Below are 21,101 nucleotides of genomic sequence, written 5' to 3' on the forward strand. Positions count from 1 at the left end.
GAATGCTTGGGACATTCCCCGATTTCGACATGAAATAATCCTGCATTCTTCGCCATCTTGTTCCGCATTCGGAACCAGTTCGTGTTAGACCTCACGTTGCTGGGTGAGACAGAAAGTGAGTACCAGAATGGCCGAAGCGAGCAAGATTCTCACGGTCTCCTACGGGACCTTCTCGTGCACCCTCGAGGGATTCGACGACGCGTTCGACACGATGAAGGCAATCGCGGAGTACTTCCGTGACCTTGCCGCCGACGACCGCTATTTCGGGGCGGAACCGCCCACGCCCGACCCCGAGATGCTCGCCCGGATCGCCGAGCGCGAGGTCGAACGCCGGGTGGAAGCGCGGCTCGAACGCGGGGCCTACGTCCTGCGTCCCGCGCCCCTGACCCAGGCGACCGGCCTTGCCGCAGCGGCCACGGGCTTCGCGCCCCGCTCTCCCGCAGAAGCCCCGCGCGCCGAAGAGGCGACAACGCCGGGCGCTTCCGGCAGAGCCGAGCTCGCCGAGGACAGCGCCGAAGCCGCAGACGCGGAGCTGACAGACGCGGACCTCGCGGAGGATCACGTCGGTCAGGAGACGGCAGAGGACGCGTTCTCAGAGGAGCCACACGCGCAGCAGGTCGCTGCCGATCCGGTGATCGACGAGACGGCCGAGGATGCCTTCGATCCGGATACGACCGCGGACAGCCTCTCGCCGGAGCCCACCGAGGCTCCGGACGGACCGCAGACCGACGAGGGTTCGGTCGCCGCGCTGATGACCGGGGAGCAGGTCGCACAGGAGCCGACCGTGGCGTCGCCGGACGCGGACTTCGACGTTGAGGAGTTCACCGCGGAGGGGACGCCGGATCACGGTCAGAGCCTGGATGACAGCGACCCCATGGCCGACAGCGACGACCAGGCCACACCGATGCAGGACGACGCCGGGCAGCAGGCCGGCGGGGTCGCAGAGGCAGGCCCCCCCGAGGAGGCGGAAACTCTCGGTGCCGAGGCCGCGCGGTCTGAAACGGGGGCATGGAGCGAAGTCTTCTCCGCAGATGAGCAGGCCGACCACGCGCCAGCCGACTGGCAGGAGTCCGATGCGTCCGTGCCGGCCGAAGAGGCTCTCCCCGAAGAGCCCGCGGCGCCTGATGCCATGGCTGTCGACGCGCCCGAGGCCGGAGCCGTGGAGACGCCGGCGCCCGATCCGCTGGCAACGAAGTCCTGGGACGAACTCACCGACGCCGAGCGCCGCGAGTTCCGCCGTCGTCGTCGCGCCGAACGGGCGGCCCGCGCGCAGAACGCAGCGGCCGCAGCGGCAGAGACCTCGGCCGACTCCGCGGTGACCGCTCCGGCCGCGCCGGTCTCCGAGGAGCAGAGCCACGCCGGAGATCAGTCCACCGGCGACGACGTCCCGGTGTCCGGGACAGCCTTCGAGGAACCGGCGGAGACGGCAGGTCCGGACGCCGAGGATGAAAGCGTGACTTCGAAGCTTGACCGGATCCGGGCGCTGGTGGGAACCGGGGCCGCAAGCGGCACCGAGACGGAGATGGACGCGGAGACGGGCGACGATGCCGACCTCGATACCCTGCGCTCCCTGATCCGCCAGACCGACGACGGCGCGGATGCAGAGGCCGCCTCCGGCCCGGACGCCGAACCACAGTCGGACGCGGAACCGCCTCAGCCCGAGGCGGTGCCCGCGGCGGAAGCAGCGCCGATCCGCGCCCGTGTCGTGAAGATGCGCCGCAGCGAGTTCGAAGCGCGCTACGGGGACATGGCCCGCGAGGCCCAGGGGTCCGCCGAACCGGAGCGGTCCGACAGCGACAGTCGGGCCGAGAGAGAGCCGGCAGGCGAGGACCTTTCCGATCTCGCGGAGCTCGACGGACTTGAGGATGCGGAGAGCGCCGAGACGCGCGATTTCGACACCGGCGGCGACGCCGATACCGACACGGGCGCTGACAGCGATGCGGCCGTGGCCGATCTTGCGCGGCTGGACGGTCTTGAGGAATACGAAGCGGAGGTCGCCCGGGCGACCGGCCCGGCCAGCAGCCTGTCCCCGGACGCCGAGGCCGAGCTGATGGAGGAGCTCGCCGAGGTCGAGCGCATGAGCCGGAACGAGGAGGAGTCAGCCCCGACCGCGTCCTCCGCCATCGTGTCACAGTCCGAACTCGGGCCGCAACCCGGGACGGAGGACGACGAGGACCCCGAAGAGGCCCTGCCCCGCGAAAGCCGCGCCGCGCTCCTCGCCGCGCCGCCCGAGGCCGACGAAGCCGCGATCTCCCGCATCCTGTCGGAGACCGACGCCCAGCTCAACGAGCCCGAGGCAAGCCGCCGCCGCGAGGCGATCGCGCATCTCAAGGCCGCCGTCGCCGCGACCGAAGCCGCCCGCCAGCTGGGCGAGAATGGCGGGGACGGCGACGACGACGGCGAGAACATGTTCCGGGACGACCTTGACCAGGTGGTCCGTCCCCGGCGGACCGCGCGCCCGCTGACCCCCTCGGAACGTCCGCGCCCCGCCCCGCTGAAGCTCGTGGCATCCCAGCGCGTCGATGCGCCCCGGCCGCCTGCGTCCGCGGAGAGCCGCCCGGTGCTGCCACGCCGGGTGGAGGCCGGTGCCGCCGTGCCCGACGCGACGGAGGCCGCGAGGCAGGAGCGCTTCGCGCGGTTCGTCGCCGAAATGGGCACCGTTGGGCTGACCGATCTGATCGAGGCCGCCGCCGCCCATGTGACCTTCAACGAGGGCGAGGAGGATGTCTCGCGGCCACAGCTGATGCGGATGGTCCAGGCGGTCGTGCCCAGCGACTTCAGCCGCGAGGACGGGCTGCGCGCCTTCGGCACGCTCCTGCGGCAGGGCCGGATCGAGAAGGTCAGCAACGGCCGGTTCCGCGTCTCGCCCCAGACCCGCTTCAACCCCCGGCGCGCGGCGTCGGGAAGCTGACCCGCAGCCTGCTCCTGCGCCAGCTTGGGGCGCGGCCCTCCTGCCAGAGGGCCGCGCCCTTCCCTATTTCGGTCTCAGGCTCCGGTCCGGGTGTCGGCGAGGTCCGACCGCAATGATCGTCCAGAAGATCATTGCCCGGCACGATCTTCCAGAAAATCGTGCCCCCGCCGCGCCTCATTCCTCGTCGCCGGGGTCCTCTCGGCCCACGCCTTGGAACACGGCCTTGAACGGCAGCACCCAGAGAACGCCGAGGCCGAGGTATACGCCGAATTCCACCCAGAGCGGCGGCCGGCCGAGGGCATTGAGGATCGTCACCGCGACAACCACGTAGGCCGGCAGCCCGACGAGCAGGATGAGGAGCGCCCAGCGCTTCTTCTGCTTGCGGGTGAGGGCCATGGCAGCTCCTGCGCGGGTGCGTCTCAATCCGCGAAGGGGTCGGTCACGAGGATCGTGTCCTCCCGTTCGGGCGAGGTGGAGACTAGGGCCACGGGACAGCGGATCAACTCCTCGATCCGCCGCACGTACTTGATCGCCTGCGCGGGGAGATCGGCCCAGGACCGCGCGCCCGCGGTGCTCTCGGACCAGCCGTCCATCTCCTCGTAGACAGGCCGCACGCGCGCCTGCGCCTCGGCGGCGGTCGGAAGGTAATCGAGCCTCTCTCCGTCAAGCTCGTAGCCCGTGCAGATGCGCAGCCTCTCGAACCCGTCGAGCACGTCGAGTTTCGTGAGCGCAATGCCCGAGACGCCGGAGATGGCGCAGGTCTGGCGCACGAGGCAGGCGTCGAACCAGCCGCAGCGCCGCTTGCGCCCGGTGGTGGTGCCGAATTCGTGCCCGCGCTCGCCCAGACGCTCTCCGTCAGCATCGTCCAGCTCGGTCGGGAAGGGTCCCTCCCCCACCCGCGTGGTATAGGCCTTGACGATCCCGAGCACGAAATCGATCGATCCGGGTCCGATGCCCGTTCCCGTCGCCGCCTGCCCCGCGATCACGTTGGAGGAAGTAACGAAGGGATAGGTGCCGAAATCGATGTCCAGCAGCGCGCCCTGAGCGCCCTCGAAGAGGATGCGCCGCCCGGCGCGACGGGCCTCGGTCAGCACCATCCAGACCGGCTGCGCATAGGGCAGGATCTCGCCCGCGATCGCCTCGAGCCCGGCGATCAGCCCGTCCCGGTCCACCGGCGCCATCCCGAGCCCCGAGCGCAGCGCGTCGTGATGCACGAGCGCCCGGTCCACGCGCTTTTCCAGAGTGGCGCGATCGGCGAGGTCGGCGACCCGGATCGCCCGGCGCCCGACCTTGTCTTCGTAGGCCGGCCCGATGCCGCGCCCCGTCGTGCCGATCTTGGCCACAGAGTTCTGCGCTTCCCGGGCGCGGTCGAGTTCTCCGTGTATCGGCAGGATCAGCGGCGTGTTCTCGGCGATCATCAGCGTCTCGGGCGTGATCTCCACGCCCTGCCCCCGCACGGTCGCGATTTCCTCGACGAGGTGCCAGGGATCGAGCACGACGCCGTTGCCGATCACCGACAGCTTGCCGCCCCGCACCACGCCTGACGGAAGCGCATGCAGCTTGTAGACCTCTCCGCCCACGACGAGCGTATGGCCCGCGTTGTGACCGCCCTGGAACCGGCAGACGATGTCGGCCCGCTCGCTGAGCCAGTCGACGATCTTGCCCTTCCCCTCGTCGCCCCATTGGGCGCCGACGACGACGACATTGGCCATGGCCATCCTTTCCACGCGAAAATCCGTCGTCGCTATAGCGCCTCGTCCCGGCGGGCGAAACACCCCGCTGGCGCGCGGCGGCCGCCGCCCGAGCGCAGGGGTTGCGGCGCGCGGCCCGACCTTCTAGATACCGCCCGTCGTCAGGAGAGCCCCCGCCCATGGAAACCGTCGTTCTCGTCATCCACCTTCTCCTTGCGCTCACGCTGATCGGCGTCGTGCTGATGCAGCGGTCAGAAGGCGGCGGGCTCGGGATGGGCGGCGGCGGCGCCACGACCGGCCGGGCGGCGTCCACGGCCCTCGGCAAGGTGACATGGATCCTTGCAGTGGCGTTCATCTGCACGTCGCTGGCCCTGACGATCATCGCCGCGCAGTCAAGCGGAAGCGGGTCGGTCCTCGACCGGATCATCGACACGGGCCGTTCGTCGGGCGATCTCGACGATGTCCCGGCCGACGGCGGCGGTCTGCTGCCTCCGGTTCCGTCGGGCGAGTCGCTCCTGCCACCTGGCGGCGCGGCGCCGGGCTCCCTTGCGCCCGACAGCGGCGCGGGGGACTCGCTCGCGCCCCGGGCCGAGTAACCACCATACGACATACTGGGTTTTGTCCGGCAAAACCTCACATCATCTAGCGTCGTCTCTTGCGGGTCCGGACCGAATCCGGATATTCTTTAATCCCGTGACATGGTCCCCCCGGGGGCCGGCGCATTGGCGGGCATCGGCCCCGCCCGGCAGGAAGAGCAGTCTCACGGGGGCCTCACGATCATGGCACGCTTCGTCTTCATCACCGGTGGCGTGGTCTCGTCGCTCGGCAAGGGTCTGGCCTCGGCGGCCCTGGGCGCGCTTCTGCAGGCGCGAGGCTTCACCGTCCGTCTGAGAAAGCTCGACCCCTACCTGAACGTCGATCCGGGCACGATGAGCCCTTTCGAACACGGCGAAGTCTTCGTGACCGACGACGGTGCGGAGACCGATCTCGACCTCGGCCACTACGAACGCTTCACCGGCGTGGCCGCGCGCAAAAGCGACAGCGTCTCCTCGGGGCGCATCTATTCCAACGTGTTGGAGAAGGAGCGCCGGGGCGACTATCTCGGCAAGACGATCCAGGTCATTCCCCACGTAACCAACGAGATCAAGGACTTCATCCGCATCGGCGAGGACGAGGTCGATTTCATGCTCTGCGAGATCGGCGGCACGGTGGGGGACATCGAGGGCCTGCCCTTCTTCGAGGCGATCCGCCAGTTCGGCCAGGAGAAGCCGCGCGGGCAGTGCATCTTCATGCATCTCACGCTGCTCCCGTGGATCGCGGCCTCGGGCGAGCTGAAGACGAAGCCGACGCAGCATTCGGTCAAGGAACTGCGCTCCATCGGGATCGCACCCGACATTCTCGTGTGCCGCTCGGAACGACCGATCCCGCAGAAGGAGCGGGAGAAGCTCGCGCTCTTCTGCAACGTCAGGCCCGACGCGGTGATCGCGGCGATGGACCTGAAGTCGATCTACGAGGCGCCTCTCGCCTATCACCGGGAGGGACTCGACCAGGCTGTGCTGGATGCGTTTCAGATCAGCCCCGCGCCGAAGCCGGACCTGAGCCGGTGGGAGGATGTGGCGGACCGGACGTTCAACCCTGAAGGGGATGTCAAGATCGCCATCGTGGGCAAGTACACGCAACTCGAGGACGCCTACAAGTCCATCGCAGAGGCGCTGACCCACGGCGGCATGGCGAACCGGGTGAAGGTGCATGTGGAATGGGTCGATGCGGAGCTTTTCGAGCGGGAGGATCCGGCGCCGCATCTCGAGGGATTCCACGCGATCCTAGTGCCCGGCGGCTTTGGCGAGCGGGGGACGGAGGGGAAGATCAAGGCGGCGCAGTTCGCGCGGGAGCGGAGGATTCCCTATCTCGGCATCTGTCTCGGGATGCAGATGGCGGTGATCGAGGCGGCGCGGAACGTGGCGGGGGTCGCGACGGCGGGGTCGGAGGAATTCGATCACGAGGCCGGCAAGAAGCGGTTCGAGCCGGTGGTCTATCACCTGAAGGAATGGGTGCAGGGCAACCACAAGGTCGAGCGGCGCGTGGGGGACGACAAGGGCGGCACGATGCGGCTCGGGGCTTATGACGCGGTGCTGGCGGAAGGCTCGAAGGTGGCGGAGATCTACGGGTCCACAACGATCGATGAGCGGCACCGGCATCGCTACGAGGTCGACATCAAGTACCGCGAGAAGCTGGAGGAGGCGGGGCTGAGGTTTTCGGGGATGAGCCCGGACGGGCGGCTGCCGGAGATCGTGGAATGGTCGGGGCATCCCTGGTTCATCGGGGTGCAGTTCCACCCGGAACTGAAGTCGAAGCCCTTCGCCCCCCATCCGCTGTTCCGGGATTTCGTGCGGGCCGCGGTGGAGACCTCGCGGCTGGTCTGAGCGTACACGATGTACGGCTTTCAACGCCTTGATATCAGATGGTTTTTCAGAATTTGCGGCCTTTTGACGCAGGGGTCGTGATGGGGTCTGGGCCGGCTTCGGGCGAGGTGGGTTGGAAACCCATCCTACGGGGGGCGAGGGGCAGACCTCGATCCGGAGCGGGCGGTGCAGGCGGGGCTTCAGCGCGGCCCATGCGGGGTGGAGGTGGGTTGGAAACCCACCCTACGGGCGACGTGGGTTGGAAACCCACCCTACGGGGGGTGGAGGGGCACAGCTCGATCCGGAGCGGGCGGCGCAGGCGGGGCTTCAGCCCGGCCCACGGGGCGGATGTGCCGGCTTCGGGCGAGGTGGGTTGGAAACCCACCCTACGGGCGCTGGAGGGGCCAGCTCGATCCGGAGCGGGCGGTGCGGGCGGGGCTTCAGCGCGGGCCGGGGCTGAAGGGATGGCCCGCGCCCCAGATGCGGGGGGCGTCGCGGGCGATCAGGCGGGCCTCGATCCGGTCGAGTTCCGCGAGGGCGAGCGCGGGATCGCCGGTCTGCCCCAGGGCGCGCTCGAAGGCGCGGCGGACGGAACGGGGGCGCCAGGGCAGGATGGCCTCGCGCGCCCAGGCGCGCAGCGGCTCGGGAAGGCGGTCGAACTCGCGCATCGGATCGCCGGACCGCCGCCGCAGCGGGAGCGTCGTCTTGCCGCGATTGCCGCCGGAGCGGCGGACCGCGCGCATCAACGCCACCCCCGAAGACCGGGAGAGGCCAGCAGGACCCGCCGCGCCAGGGCCGGGTCCCGCGCCGTCCGGGGCACGCCGAAGGTCAGGCGTTGCCGCCTGAGACGGACCGGGCTCACGCCGCCGCCTCGCGCCGCCAGACCGGAAACGGATCGGGCAGGTCGGGCAGGCCTTCGGGCCCCCGTGCGAGGTCCTCGGGCAGGAGGCAGGCGTCGAGCCGCGCCCGGAGCCGCGGCCAGTCGATGCCCGCACCTATGAAGACGAGTTCCTGCCGCCGGTCGCCCCAGGGCTCCTGCCAGTGCTCCGCCATGTAGGCGCGCGCCCCCTCGTGATCGGGACGGCGCTCGGGCGGGACGGCGGCCCACCAGGTGCCCAGGGGCTTCACCGACGAGAGCGCCCCCGCGAGGGAGAACTCCGCCACCCAGTCGGGCCGGGTGGCGATCCAGAAATGACCCTTGGCGCGGATCACCCCCGGCAGATCTCCGTTCAGCAGTTCGAGGATGCGCGACGGGTCGAAAGGGCGGCGGGCGCGGTAGACATGGCTCGAGACGCCGTATTCCTCGGTTTCGGGAACATGCTCCGCGAAGCCGTAGAGCTCCTTCGCCCACATCGGGTGCTCATGGGCGCGTTCGAAATCGAAGAGCCCCGTATCGAAAATGGCATCGGCGGGAACGTCGGAATGGCTGGTCTCGATGATCCGGGCATCGGCATTCAGGCTGCGGATGATCTTTCGCGCCGCGTCCACCTGGTGCGGCGCGGCGTCGGCGACCTTGTTCAGGATCACCACGTCGGCGAATTCGATCTGGTCGGTCAGCAGATGCACCAGCGTGCGCGTATCCTCCGCGCCCAGGGTCTCGCCGCGGTCGCGCAGGACATCGTGGCTGGAATAGTCGCGCAGCAGGTTCACCGCATCGACCACCGTCACCATCGTGTCGAGGCGGGCGACGTCCGAGAGGCTGTCCCCCGACTCGTCGCGGAAGTCGAAGGTGGCGGCAACGGGCAATGGTTCGGAAATGCCCGTGGATTCGATCAGCAGGTAGTCGAACCGGCCTTCGGCGGCGAGGCGGCGCACCTCGGCCAGCAGATCGTCGCGCAGCGTGCAGCAGATGCAGCCGTTCGACATTTCCACCAGCGTCTCGTCGGTGCGGCTGAGTTCGGTGTCCGCGCGCACGAGGTCGGCGTCGATGTTCACCTCGGACATGTCGTTGACGATGACCGCGACGCGCCGCCCGTCGCGGTTGTTCAGGACGCGATTGAGGAGGGTCGTCTTGCCCGCGCCGAGAAAGCCCGAGAGCACGGTGACGGGAAGGCGGAGATCGGTCGGCATGGTCAGCTCCGGTTGGGGTCGGCGGTTGGCGGCCGGCAGGGCACCGGCCGGTTCTTGCTATGTTATAACATAACATTGCCATCGCAAGCCGAAACCGGGACGGGCCCGCTTGCGCCGATCAGCCGGAGGACAGGGCCGCGGCGAGGCGGCGGGTCTCCTCGAGAGCGGCCAGGGCCCGGACGAGATCGGTCAGCCGGTCCGCACGCGCCTCCACCGCCGCCTCGAGCGTGGCGAACCCGGCCTCGGGGTCGGTCAGCCAGAGGCTGTCGGTGCGGGTGCAGGGCCCCTCGCCCCAGGGGAAGACCCCGAGCGACGCCAGCACCTCGGCATCGCTGCGCGCCCCCTTGAGCGGCACGCCCGGGGCCTCGCGCGCCGCGCCGTTGCGGTAGAACTCGCCGGCGTAGGGCAATACCAGCGCCTGCGCCGCATCGTCGAAGAGGCCGTATTCGCGCGCCTCCGCCGTGAGCCCGCCCTGGGGCGTCCGGAGCAGCGTCACGCCGAGCCAGAGCAGCGCGTGGGGCTCTCCCGCGTCGGGGCGCCCGGACAGCCGGTGCTCCCTCTCCCGGGTCACGAGATCGGGAAGCTGCATGTAGTTGGAGAAGGGATCGACGCGGCCATCGAGAAAGCGCCGCCGCTCGCGGTTCAGGCGGCAGTTGAAATAGACCGTGGCAAGGCCCGGTTCCGTCTGGCTGTCGAGGAACCGCACACCCTCCCCGAACCGCGCGCGCAGCTCGGTCAGGATCAGCGCGGGTCCCGCCATGGAGAGGGCCGTGTCGATCAGCACCGCCTCATCGGTCACCGCCGGCAGCGCGAGGTCGGCGCGGTCGAGACCCGCGGTGCGGGCGATCCCCTCGAGCAGCGCCTCGCGGCCGGCATTGGAGGCGGCGCCCCGTTCGGCCGAGGAGAGCGCGGCGAAATAGCTGGCGTAGATCCGGGCGAGATCGGCGCGTTCCGCCTCGGAGGCGCCGCTGACGCGCAGGACGGCGAGGTTCAGGCCGCGGGCCCGCTCCAGCAGGGCCACGACGGCGGGGTCGAGGGGGCTCGCGCCGAGTTCGCTCGCGGTCTGGCGCAGCAGCCGATCGAGCTCGTCGAGGTCCCGGGTGCAGGCGGGGCCGCCGTCGGCGCAGGCCCCGAGGCGCAGGGCGGCGCCCGCCACCCGACGCTGGATCTGGCGCAGGTCGAAGGCGTCGAGGCGCTCGTCCAGCAGGTCCGACATGGCCCGCGCCGAGATCTGCGTCTCGATCAGCTCGGCCATCTGGGCGTCGATCCGGTCGGCGGCGGCGGTGGCGACTTCGGCCTCGGAGGACATGCCGCGCAGGTCGAGGACGAACCGCGCGAGGTCGATCACGTCGCCCACCGACTGGGCCGGAGCGGGCGCGGCGAGGGGCGCAAGGAGGGTCAGGACGAGAGAGAGGCGGCGGAGCATGACGGCACCTTAGGCGCAGGCGGCGGCAGGGGGAAGCGGCGCCGGGCGGCCAGATGGGGCGGGGTCCTTCGCTCTTCGGGCCGGAAATATCCCGGAGGGGTTCGGGGAGGCAGGGCCTCCCCGCGGATCGGCGCGCTTGCGCGTCGATCCCATGGGCGGGGCACTGCGCTCAGGGCTCGCGCAGCGCCTCGCGGGAGCGGTAGAGCGGCTTTGTGAGGTAGTCGAGCACGGTCTTCGAGCCGGTGTGCAGCTCCACCGTGGCCTGCATGCCGGGTCGCAGGGCGATGCCCTCGGCGCGGCCCGTCATCGAGGCGGGGTCGATGGCCACGGTCACGCGGTAATGGGCCTCGGCGTCGGGGCGGCGCTCGTCGCGGAAGGTGTCGGCGGAGACCAGCTGCACGAGTCCCGAGAGCGTGCCGTAGATCGTGTAATCGTAGGCGGTGAGCTTGATCGTCGCCTCCTGCCCCGCCACCACGCTGGCGATGTCCTGGGGCGCCACACGGGCCTCGAGCATCAGCGTGTCGCCGGCGGGGATGATCTCGAAGATGTCCTCCCCGGGCTGGACCACGCCACCGATGGTGCTGACGCCCACGGCGTTCACGATGCCGGTCATGGGCGCGCGGATCACCGTGCGTTCGAGCCGGTCCTGGGCGAGGCGCAGCTCCTGGCGCAGGGTGTTCAGGTCGACGAGGGTCTGGGAATACTCGCTGGCGCGGTCGAGCTCGGCCTGGGTGACGATCTCGTCGAGCCGGGCGCGGGCCTCGGTGTTGGTCTTGCGCGCCTCGGTCACCTCGAAGAGGCCCACGACCTCGCGGGCATGAAGGTCCTCGAGCGTCGCGAGCTCGCGCGCGGTCTCCTCGGCCTGGGCGCGGGCGCTGTCGGTGCGGGTGGTGTAGTCCGTCTGGCGCGCCGAGAGGAGCGCGCGTTCGGAGGCAACGATCTGCGGCGCCTGGGTCATGTGGGTGTCGGGCACCTCGAAGTCGAACTGTCCGGCGATCTCGGCCTCGAGGCGCAGGCGGCGGATGTCGGCGGCGACCCACTGGTCGTAGAGGTCGGTCACGCGGGTCTCGAACTGGGTGCCGCGCAGGCGCGCGAGCACGTCGCCCTCGGCCACCGATGTCCCTTCGGAGACGAAGAGCTCGGCGAGGATGCCGCCCTCGAGGTTCTGCACGATCTGCGGCCGGGCGGCGGAGACCACCTCGCCCGGCGCGCGGACGATTTCCGACAGGGGCGCGAAGCGGGCCCAGACGAGGAAGACCAGCACCGTGCCCGCGACGAGCCAGATCAGGAGCGAGGCGCCCCGGTTGCGGGTCTCGAATTCGGCGTCGATCGTGGCCATCAGCCCTGGTCCTTTCGCGCCCGGAGATGGGCCAGCACCTCGTCCCGCGGCCCGTCCACGGCGACCCGGCCATTCTGCAAGATCAGGGTGCGGGTGCAGAGGGCGAGGATCGGCATCCGGTGGGTGGCGATGATCGCGGTGCGGCCCTCGAGCCAGCCGTCGAGACGGCTGATGAGGGTACTTTCGAGGGTCTGGTCGAGCGCGGCGGTGGGCTCGTCCAGAAGGCAGACGGGCGGGTCCTGGAGCCAGAGCCGCGCCCAGCCGATGGACTGGCGCTGCCCGATGGAGAGGCCCTCGCCGCCGTCGCGGATCTCGAGGTCGAGGCCCTTGGGATGGCTGCGCACGAAGGGCCCGAGGCCCGCGAAGTCGAGGGCGGCGAGAAGCCTCTCGTCGTCGCGTTCGAGCATCGTGAGGTCGAGGTTCTCCCGCAGGGTCCCGGCAAAGAGCCGCACTTCCTGGCCGAGGTAGCCGATGTTGCGGCGCAGGTCGCGCGGCATGACCTGGCCCATGTCGACGCCGTCGATCATCACGCGCCCGCGGGCGGGACGGTAAAGGCCCGACAGCAGCCGCAGGAAGGTCGACTTGCCCGAGCCGTTGGGGCCGAGCACGGCGACGCGCTGGCCCGCGAGGATCCGGAGCCCGGGAATGTCGAGGGTCTGGGCGCTGTCCTCGTCGTAGGTGAAGGTCACCTCGCGCAGTTCGAATCCGCCCGAGATGGTCGCCCGGCGCAGGTAGGCGCGATCGTCCTCGTGGTCCTGCGGCGCGAGGGCCACGGTGTCGAGCGCCGTCAGCGCGGCCTTCACGTTGGCCCAGCGCGAAAGCGTGCCGGCCAGCTGAGTCAGCGGGCCAAGGGTGCGGGAGGTCAGGATGCCCACGGCGATGATCGTCCCGACCGTGTAATCTCCCGAGAAGACGAGGAAGGTGCCCGCGACCACGGCGGCCACATAGGTCGCCTGCTGCACCCCTTGCGCCCAGAAGGTGAGCGTGGAGGCGAGCTTGCGCTGTTCGGAGGTGGCGATCGAGGAAACGGCGGTCAGCTCTCCCCAGACGCGGCGGAAGCGGTCCTCGCCGCGGTGGGACTTGATCGTGTCGGCTTCGTAGGCGGCCTCGTGCAGGAGGCGGCCGGATTTCTGCGCGGCGCCCTGCGTCTCTTCGGTCAGGCGCATCATGCGCCGCTGAAGGAAGATCGAGGGCAGCACCATGAGGATGCCGCCCGCGACGAGCACCCAGACCACGTTGCCGCCGATGGAGGCGACGAGCGCCAGGAAGAGCACGATGAACGGCAGGTCCGTCAGCGTGCCGATGGTGGAGGCGGTGAAGAACTCGCGGATCGCGCCGAACTCTCGCACCGCCGAGAAGGTTGCCGAAGGCGTGGCGCCGGGCGTGCCGCGGCGCATCCCCAGAAGCCGGTCCATCAGCATCTCCTGGATGCGGACCTCGATCTGCCGTCCCGCGCCGTCCATGAGCCGCGCGCGGGCGATCCTGAGCCCGGCCTCGAGCAGCATGGCGAGGCCCGCGCCGATGGCGAGGACCCAGAGCGTCGCGATCGACTGGTGCGGGATCACCCGGTCGTAGACCTGCAGCGAGAAGAGCGCCACCGCCACCGCAAGCAGGTTCGCCACGAAGGAGCCCAGCGCGACTTCGGCGAAGTAGCGCCTCATGCCGCGCATCTCGCCCCAGAACCAGTGCGGCGCGCGCGCGGCCCCGGCGTGGCGGCGCGTGAGATCGCGCAGCGCCACGTCGGCGCGGATCACCCGGCCGGTGAAATAGGCGGCGAAATCACCGAGCGGCACCTCTGCGCGGTTGTCCCGGCAGGTGGTGTCGTAGACCGTGACGCCGTCGCGGTCCTGGCCGAGCACCAGAACGATCTGCCCGCTCGTCATCTCGGCCAGCGCAGGCCAGAGCTGTGCGCGGGGGCGCTCACGCTCGCGGATCCCGGCGACGAGACCCGCGGCGGAGAGCGCGCGGGCGATGTCGCCCGCCGAAATTTCGGGCGCGGAGGGGTCGTGCATCGCCTCGAGCACATCGGCGCGGACGAGATCGAAGCCCAGAAGCCCCGCGTAGGTCGCGGCGATGTCGGCGCGTGCGCGGGCCTTTTCGGAATAGCGCGCCTCGGGATCGGGCGCTGCGGAGTCACGGGTGGCATTGGGCGGCGCCATCGAGGTGAGCCGGGCGGCGCGTCCGGCCACGTCGAAGGAGAGGATCTGCGGCCCCGAGGGGGCGGTTGCGGCGGCGGTATCGGTCACAGCTTCTCTCCGTCCACGAGGACGCCTGCGTCGGCGGCGAGCCGGGCGCGCAGGGCGACCGCCTCATGTGCGAGGGTCACCGCCTCGCGCTCGGCCCGGACCATGGATTCGAAGACGCTTACGGTTTCGGACACGCCGCGGCGGCCCGCGTCGAACTGCTCGCGCGTCAGCTCCCAGGTCTGCCGCGCCTGGGCGGCGATCTGCGCGGCCTCTTCGGCGCGGCGCAGGGCGGCGTCCATCCGGCCCGAGAGCTGTCCCTGGCGACGGGCCGCATCCTCGCGGGCCAGCGCCACCTCGCGCTGCGCGGCTTCCTCGGCGGCCTCGATGGCGCGCAGCGTGGCGCGGGTGCCGAGCCCGAGCCCGCCCTCGCCGCCCGCGGTGACACCGCTTTCCATGCCGCCGCCCGAAAGCCGGGAGCCCGCGGTGACGCCGGGAAGCTGTTCGGCGCGGGTGAGCCGGGCCTGGGCCGTGGCGCGGACGGCCTCGGCGCGGGCCTTGGTGACCTTGAGGGATTCGCCGCCCGCAGGCGCCGGGCCCACGGTCGAGAGGCCCGAGAGCCCCGAGACGGGCTGCGCGGCCATGGCCTGAAGCTCTGCCAGCGCGGTGCGGGCGACCTCGCGGTCGGCCTCGAGATCTGCGCGCATGCGGGAGAGTTTCTGACCGACGTAGGACAGGTCCGCCCGGTCGGAGATGCCGGCGGTCACCCGCTCCTGCATCACGAAGTCGAAGCGGCGCATCTGTTCGAGCGCGCCCTCGGTGACGGCGGCGCGGCCGCGCGCGGCCTCGGCCTCGATGTAGAGCTCGAGCGCGGTCATGACGCGGGTGTTGGTATCCTCGGCCAGCGCCACGGCGGCGACCTCGACATCGGCGCGGGCGTATTCGCGGCCCGCGGTGCGGGCGCCATGGTCGAAGAGCACGGCGTCGAGGAGCATGGAGGAGGCGACATCCCCGAGCGAGGTCAGGCTGACGACCGGGCCGACCCGGGGGAGCCAGTTCCGCTCGGCGGCCTCGGAGCGCAGGGTGGCGGCGCGCAGTTCGGCCTCTGCGGTGCGGGCATTGGCGGCGAGCACGGCGTCGGACACGTCGCGCAGCGGCCCCGGCCCCAGCACGGACCGGCGGGCGAGAAGGCCCGCGATGATCTCGGACTGGCTGCCGTCGGTCAGCTCCGGATCGAGCGCCGCGGCGTCCGGCTCGGGGGCAGCGGTATCGCCGGGGGACAGAAAGCCGAAGGCCTGCCGGGTCGCCGCGACAAGTCCCTGCCCCTCCTGGTCCGCCTGCCGCGTTCCGGGCGCCATGCATCCCGAAAGCGCCAGCGCGGCGAGTGCCGCCGCCAGTCCTGCCCGTCCCTGTCTTGCCGATGTCACGTTACCGTCCTGCCTTGTGGTCTCTTGCGGACTTTGGGCGCAGGCCATGGGAGCGGCCTGCGCCTTGGGCGTCGTCGAGGTCAGGTGATGACGTTGATGTCCTCTTCGATGAGGACCCGACCGCCCTCGGTGCCGAGGGTGTAGATCGAGTAGCCGTCCTCGGAGCCGATCAGCGACGCGCCGCCCACGAGGGTGACGGTATCGTCCGCGCCGCCATGGATCTTGAGCGTGTTGTCGTTGCGCGACAGGGACTCGAGGTCGGCGGCGGTCAGGGTCAGTTCGCTCCAGTCGACGAACTTGAGGTCGATCGCGCCGATGTCGAAGGCGTCGAAGCCCGGATTGTTCACGTCGACCACCTTGGTGCCCCGGTCGCCGAGCACGAAGAGGGTGGCGTTCTGGTTGCCCGCGAGGTCCGTCGAGCTGATCACGAGCTGGCTGCCGTCGGAGACCGGCGTGTCGAAGTAGAGGTCGATCTCGTTGTGCCGGGTATCCACCTCGGGGTCGACCGAGAGCTTCGTGCGGCTGCCGTTCGCGTCGATCCGCGTCACTTCGAGATTCTCGTCGGCCTCGGAGATCCCGAAGGACCGGAGCGAGCCGTCCCTCCCGATGTCGACCGAGGTCGCGACGGGCACTTCGGGGGCGATCGTGTCGACCTGGAAGAAGTGGTCCTCGGTGCGGGTGTTGCCGGCGATGTCGGTGGCCTCCATCCGGATGCGGCCGGTGTATTCGCCGGTGCGCAGGGCCTCGGGGCCGAAGTCCACGGTCCAGTTGCCGTCCGCGTCGACGGTGGCCTCCTTGCGCGTGTTCTGCAGCGTCACGAAGAGGGTGGAGCCCTCCTCGACCTTGCCGGTGAGGGTCACGCCGGCGGCGACCTCGAGCGCGTTGAGGGTGTTGTCGGCGGTCACCGGCCCGTCGAGTTCGAGCCGGTTCACGAGGGTGTCGACCCGGATCGTGCCGGTGGCGGTTGCGGTGTTGCCCGCGATGTCCGTCGCCGTCGCGCTGACCGCGCGGATGCTCTCGCCGAGCGGCGCATCGGCACGGCGGAACTGCGCGGACCAGTTGCCCGACGAGTCGGCGACGGTGGTGACGGTATAGTCCTCCACCGAGACCTCCACGACCGCGCCGGCCTCCGCGGTGCCGGTGAGCACGAAGCCATCGGCGCGTTCCTCGCGGTTGATGATGCCGTCGCCCTCCACCGTGGCGGTCTCCACGGTGACGAAGGTCGTGGTGTCGACCACGACGCTGCGGGTCGCGGAGGCGGTGTTTCCGGCCGGATCGGTGGCGTTCGCCGTCGCCTGAATGGTGGTCTCGCCCTGGGGCAGCGCGGAGGCGGGGAAGGCCGCGCTCCAGGCGCCCGAGGCGGCGACCGTGGCGGTCACCGAATGGCCGCCCATCTGGACGATCACGGTCGAGCCGGGATCGGTGGTGCCGGTCAGGACAACGCCGTCGGCGCGCTCTGCGGCGTTGACGATGTTGTCCCCCTCGAGCGGGGTGGTGTCGAAGGCGACCGAGAGCTCGGTGTCGATGTTGACCGTTCCCGAGGCGAAGGCGGTATTGCCCAGCGCATCGGTCGCGGTGGCGGTGACGGTGGTCTCATAGGTCCCGCCGGGGATCTCGGCGCGGGCGAACTGGGTGATCCAGTTGCCGTTCTGATCCGCGACGACGGTCTTGGACGCGGCGCCCATGGTGACCACGACCGTGGCGCCCGCCTCGGCGGTGCCCGTCACGCGCGGTTCGGCGGCGCGCTCGACACGGTTCACCGTGCCGTCGCCGCCGATGATGGCGGTGTTCACGGTCACGAAGGTCTCGGTGTCCACGAGCACGGTGCCGGAGGTGTTGGCGGTGTTGCCGACCGCATCCGTCGCGGTGACGGAGACCTCGAGGTTGTACTCGCCCGGCGTGACGTCCTCTGCGGGAACGAAGGCCGTCCATGACTCGCCGGTAACCGTGGCGGTATATTGCTTGCCGTAGACGGTGACGACGACGCTGGCGCCGGCCTCCGTGGTGCCGGACAGGATCACGCCGTCGGCGGCCTCGACCGCGCTGACCTTGCCGTCGCCCTCGGTCGCCTCGGCGTCGAAGGTCACGAAGGTCTCGGTGTCCACGTCGAGGAAGTCGCTGTCGCTGCCGGTACCGCCCTCGTTGGTGATGATGACGGTGACGCTGTCGCTGTATTCGCCCGGCGGAACGTCATCGGGGCCGAAGACCACCTGCCAGTCGCCGTTCTCGTCGACCGTGCCGGTCTGGGTGGAGCCGTTGCCCAGCGTCACCTCGATGGTGCCGCCCGGGGTCCCGGTGCCGCCGATCGTGACGCCGTCGCGGCGGTCGTCGTCATTGACGACGTGGCCGGCGCTCTGGGTGCCCTCGCGAATGGTGACGGTGGGCGGGACCGGGGTCTCGGGCTCGTTCGGACCGTCGGGATCTTCCGGATCGTCCGGACCGGGACCGGGACCATCGGGCCCGTCGCCGTCACCCCCATCGCCGCCGCCGCCACCGCCGCTGCCGCCATCGCCGCCGTCGCCGCTGCCGCCATCACCGCCGTCGCTGCCGCCGTCACCGCCGTCGCCGTCCCCGTCCCCGTCCGTATCGCCGGTGTCGGGGTTGGTGTCGGTATTGCTGCTGGTCCGGCCGTCATCGTCGCGGGTGAAGGTGCTTCCAAGGACAGCCGCGCCAGCGGCGCCAGCGCCCCAGCCCAGCGGACCGATGGCCCCGAAAGCGCCGAGAAGCGGGTTGGCGAGCATGCCGACCGCATCGTCCTCGACGACCGCGCCTTCCGCGACCAGAAGCTCCGGCCCGCGCAGGAAGAAGAAGGCGTCATCCGGGTTGAACTTGCCGAAGTCGCCGCCGTTCTCGTAGTTCGCGAAGACCTGACCGCCCTGCCCCGCGACCAGTTCGACACCGTAGAGCTCGCCTCCCGCGGAGACGTAGAGCTGCGAGGTCGGGTTGCCCGCCGCGTCGAAGAAGCCCTCGAGCACGAGGACCTCGCCATTGGCGAGGGTGATCACGAGCGCCTGCCCCTGCCGCCCGTAGCCGGCGATCTGGCCCGGGTAGAGGTTCAGGGAGATGTCCGAGCCGCGTGCGAGGACGACGGACGGCTGAGCACCCGGGACGACCGACCCACGGTCGAACGAGCCCGCACCATCGCGGACGACGAAATCAATCGCTGACATATTCTGCTCTGCCTCGTATTTACCGCCGTGTTTTCACGGTCGGATGCCTGCATTTTTGTATTTGGGCCGAGACTAACGAGCCGGTCGGCCCGAATCCAGACGCATTTCGGCCACATTATGACGTAAGGTCGTGGTTCGTGCCTTTCGTGCCACGCGCAAGACGGGTGTCACCGCTCCCCCTCGCGCGCGGCGCGGCTCAGTAATCAAGCGCGTCGGGCACGGTGTCGAGCGCGCGGAAGGTCAGGGTGATGCGGCAGCGTCCGGTGTCGAGGAGCTGGCGGTCCAGCGTTCCACCGAGCTGGTCTGCGAAGGCCACGATCAGGTTCTCGCCGATCGTGGCGTCCGATTCGTCCGTCGCGTGCGCAGGCGGCCCGGTCTCGAGCAGCAGGGTCACCATCCTCTCGTCGTCCTGGGTCAGGGCGATCTCCACCGGAGTCGCGTCGTCGGCGGTGTTCCCGCCGCCCAGGGCCTCCGCCACCAGGAGCGAGAGCGGCACGGCCTGCTGGGGGACCAGCACCACCGGCTCGAGCACCATGCGCAGGCGGCTCTGGCCCGGCAGGACGCCGTGCTGGGCGGCGATGTCCTGGATCAGGCGGCCCGCCTCCACTGCGCTCATGTCCTTCGACAGGTAGAGATTGCGGTGGATCGCGGCGAGGCTGAGGATCCGGTCCTGGAGGGCGCGCAGCACGGCGCGGGCCTCGGGCGAGTCGGCGCGCCTGCGCTTCATCGAGGTGATCGAGCTGAGGAGCTGCAGGTTGTTCTTAACCCGGTGGTGGATCTCCTTCAGCAGGATGTTCTTCTCGCGCACCGCATCCTCGAGCTGCGCCTCGTCGCGCAGGACGCTTTCGGCCATGGCCACGAACTCGGCGTCCATTTCGCGGAACTCGGCCGGCGTTCCGGCCTGGGGCGGGGCCACGTCGAGCTGGCGGGAGCGTCCGAAGCTGCGCATCTTGCTGCGCAGCGCCTGGACATGGACCAGCACCAGCCGGTGCATGGCGATCGAGGCCACGAGCAGGCTCGCGCCCCACATCAGGAGCGGGAAGAGCACGGCGGCGACGGGCGTTGGCAGCCGTCCGAGCCGCGGCAGCTCGGGCTCCCAGACGCCGAGGACATAGACCTCGCCGGGCACGACGGGGGTGACCGTGTAGGTCTGCATGTCGCCGCCGCGGCTCTCGCCGGTGAAGGCGCTTGGCGCCTCGGGGAAGAGCGCGGTCAGCTCCTGCCGGGGCATGAGCGCCTCGGGGGGCTGCGGCTCGCCGCTGAGGGTGCTGAGGATCTGGCCGCGCCGGTTGAAGGTGATCATCTCGAGCGGGTCCTCGGCGATGAGATTCTCGGGACGGCGGCTCCCGGAGGCGGAGGCGAGGACGGTGTTGGGAATGGAGATCGATATGGCGCCGAGGTAGCGGCCGGCGTCGAACACCGGTTCGGAGATGATGACGACCCAGTCCTCGCTCACCGGTCCGCGCTGGTTGGAGGAGATGAGGCGGCGGGGATTTTCGAGGAACTCCAGCCGCTCGGGCGTCATCGGCAGGGTCAGCGCGCCGTCGGCGGTGGAGCAGGCGATATGGCCGTCGGGCGGGATGAAGCCGACGAAGCTGAACTGCGGATCGTTCTCGATCATCCGGCGAAGGGCGTCGTTGCAGCCCTCGGTGTCGCCGAGGATGCCGGGCGCGAGGCCCGCAAGCGTCTGGGCCGCGCCGATGGCCCCCGCGACCACCTCGGCCTCGGCGGCGGCGGCGCGTTCGGTGAGCGCGAGAAAGGCGAGTTCCGACCGGCGCAGGGCCTCGCGCTGGTATTCCTGGGTCTGGATCACCGCGATCAGGCCGAGGGGCAGAAGGGCGATCGTCAGGAAGGCGATCACCCGGAATGTCAGGCCGCGCGCTTCGCGGCCTCCGCCTTCGGCGGTGTCGGGTATCACAGGCTGCCCGGGCCGCTCGAGGACAGGACGGCGCGGGTGGCCCCGTCGGTCAGCTCCATGTCCTCGTTGTCATTGAGGTCGAGAAGTTCCGCGAGCCGGGTGCGGCCCCGGTTGGCGCGGCTCTTGATCGTGCCCACGGCCACGCCGCACATGCGCGCGGCCTCCTCGTAGGAGAAACCCTGCGCGCCCACCAGCGTCAGCGCTTCGCGCTGCTCGGCGGGAAGCTGGGCGAAGGCGGTGAAGAAATCCGCGAGCTGCAGCTTGCCGTCGTGTTCGGGCTTCTCGGCCAGCGACGCGGTGAAGGCGCCGTCCACGTCCTCCACCTCGCGCTTCGCCTTGCGACGGCCCGAATAGAAGGTGTTGCGCAGGATCGTGAAGAGCCAGGCGCGCAGGTTGGTGCCGGTCTCGAACTTGTCGAAGTTCGACCAGGCCTTGACCACGGTGTCCTGCACGAGGTCGTCCGCCGAGGCGGAATTCCGCGTGAGGCTGAGCGCGAAGGCACGGAGGGCGGGCAGGTGCGTGACGAGTTCGTCGCGCGGGTCCTGGGCATCGGTTCGGGTCATG

At 70.3% G+C, this 21,101-nt stretch carries 14 protein-coding genes; 3 read left to right on the plus strand and 11 right to left on the minus strand.

Annotated features, from left to right (window positions below; translation table 11 throughout):
• Positions 1–127: 127 nt before the first annotated feature.
• Positions 128–2,911, plus strand: coding sequence for a hypothetical protein (locus tag EAT49_RS13670; protein ID WP_123642841.1), 2,784 nt, complete (start codon positions 128–130; stop codon positions 2,909–2,911).
• Positions 2,912–3,085: 174 nt separating this feature from the next.
• On the opposite strand, the gene EAT49_RS13675 is transcribed toward EAT49_RS13670, so the two are convergent.
• Both EAT49_RS13675 and EAT49_RS13680 read right to left on the minus strand, forming a co-directional pair.
• On the minus strand, positions 3,086–3,307 hold the full coding sequence (locus EAT49_RS13675) for a DUF2842 domain-containing protein (RefSeq protein ID WP_123642842.1): 222 nt from the start codon (positions 3,305–3,307) through the stop codon (positions 3,086–3,088).
• Between the two features lie 23 nt (positions 3,308–3,330).
• Entirely contained in the window at positions 3,331–4,623 is a 1,293-nt protein-coding gene (locus EAT49_RS13680) for an adenylosuccinate synthase (protein WP_123642843.1), read from the minus strand.
• Positions 4,624–4,781: 158 nt separating this feature from the next.
• Here EAT49_RS13680 and secG point away from each other — a divergent pair, with 158 nt between their 5' ends.
• Positions 4,782–5,198: a preprotein translocase subunit SecG gene (gene secG / locus EAT49_RS13685; protein ID WP_123642844.1), complete on the plus strand. Its 417-nt coding sequence runs from the start codon at positions 4,782–4,784 to the stop codon at positions 5,196–5,198.
• A gap of 183 nt (positions 5,199–5,381) precedes the next feature.
• Positions 5,382–7,025, plus strand: a complete 1,644-nt coding sequence (locus EAT49_RS13690; protein ID WP_123642845.1) for a CTP synthase — start codon at positions 5,382–5,384, stop codon at positions 7,023–7,025.
• Positions 7,026–7,444: 419 nt separating this feature from the next.
• Here the strand turns inward: EAT49_RS13690 and EAT49_RS13695 are convergent, their stop codons facing one another.
• The 9 genes from EAT49_RS13695 to EAT49_RS13735 form a co-directional block, all read right to left on the minus strand.
• Positions 7,445–7,747, minus strand: coding sequence for a DUF6525 family protein (locus EAT49_RS13695; RefSeq protein ID WP_185020755.1), 303 nt, complete (start codon positions 7,745–7,747; stop codon positions 7,445–7,447).
• A gap of 115 nt (positions 7,748–7,862) precedes the next feature.
• A complete protein-coding gene (locus EAT49_RS13700) occupies positions 7,863–9,074 on the minus strand; it encodes a GTP-binding protein (protein ID WP_123642846.1) in 1,212 nt (403 codons plus the stop codon).
• A gap of 118 nt (positions 9,075–9,192) precedes the next feature.
• Complete coding sequence (locus EAT49_RS13705; protein ID WP_123642847.1) at positions 9,193–10,500, minus strand: hypothetical protein; 1,308 nt, start codon at positions 10,498–10,500, stop codon at positions 9,193–9,195.
• Between the two features lie 169 nt (positions 10,501–10,669).
• Positions 10,670–11,839, minus strand: coding sequence for a beta-barrel domain-containing protein (locus tag EAT49_RS13710; protein WP_123642848.1), 1,170 nt, complete (start codon positions 11,837–11,839; stop codon positions 10,670–10,672).
• Positions 11,839–13,998: an ATP-binding cassette domain-containing protein gene (locus EAT49_RS13715; RefSeq protein ID WP_123642920.1), complete on the minus strand. Its 2,160-nt coding sequence runs from the start codon at positions 13,996–13,998 to the stop codon at positions 11,839–11,841. The genes EAT49_RS13710 and EAT49_RS13715 overlap by 1 nt, the downstream gene beginning before the upstream one ends.
• A gap of 83 nt (positions 13,999–14,081) precedes the next feature.
• Positions 14,082–15,449 (minus strand): TolC family protein, encoded by a 1,368-nt coding sequence (locus EAT49_RS13720; RefSeq protein WP_123642849.1) that lies wholly within the window; start codon positions 15,447–15,449, stop codon positions 14,082–14,084.
• A gap of 80 nt (positions 15,450–15,529) precedes the next feature.
• Positions 15,530–18,619, minus strand: coding sequence for a BapA prefix-like domain-containing protein (locus EAT49_RS13725; RefSeq protein ID WP_123642850.1), 3,090 nt, complete (start codon positions 18,617–18,619; stop codon positions 15,530–15,532).
• Between the two features lie 196 nt (positions 18,620–18,815).
• Positions 18,816–20,537 (minus strand): histidine kinase dimerization/phosphoacceptor domain -containing protein, encoded by a 1,722-nt coding sequence (locus tag EAT49_RS13730; RefSeq protein ID WP_148078739.1) that lies wholly within the window; start codon positions 20,535–20,537, stop codon positions 18,816–18,818.
• A complete protein-coding gene (locus EAT49_RS13735; protein WP_123642852.1) occupies positions 20,534–21,100 on the minus strand; it encodes an RNA polymerase sigma factor in 567 nt (188 codons plus the stop codon). Before EAT49_RS13735 ends, EAT49_RS13730 begins: the two co-directional genes overlap by 4 nt.
• Position 21,101: the final 1 nt, after the last annotated feature.

The organism is Histidinibacterium lentulum (assembly GCF_003789055.1).
GTDB lineage: Bacteria > Pseudomonadota > Alphaproteobacteria > Rhodobacterales > Rhodobacteraceae > Oceanicola > Oceanicola lentulus.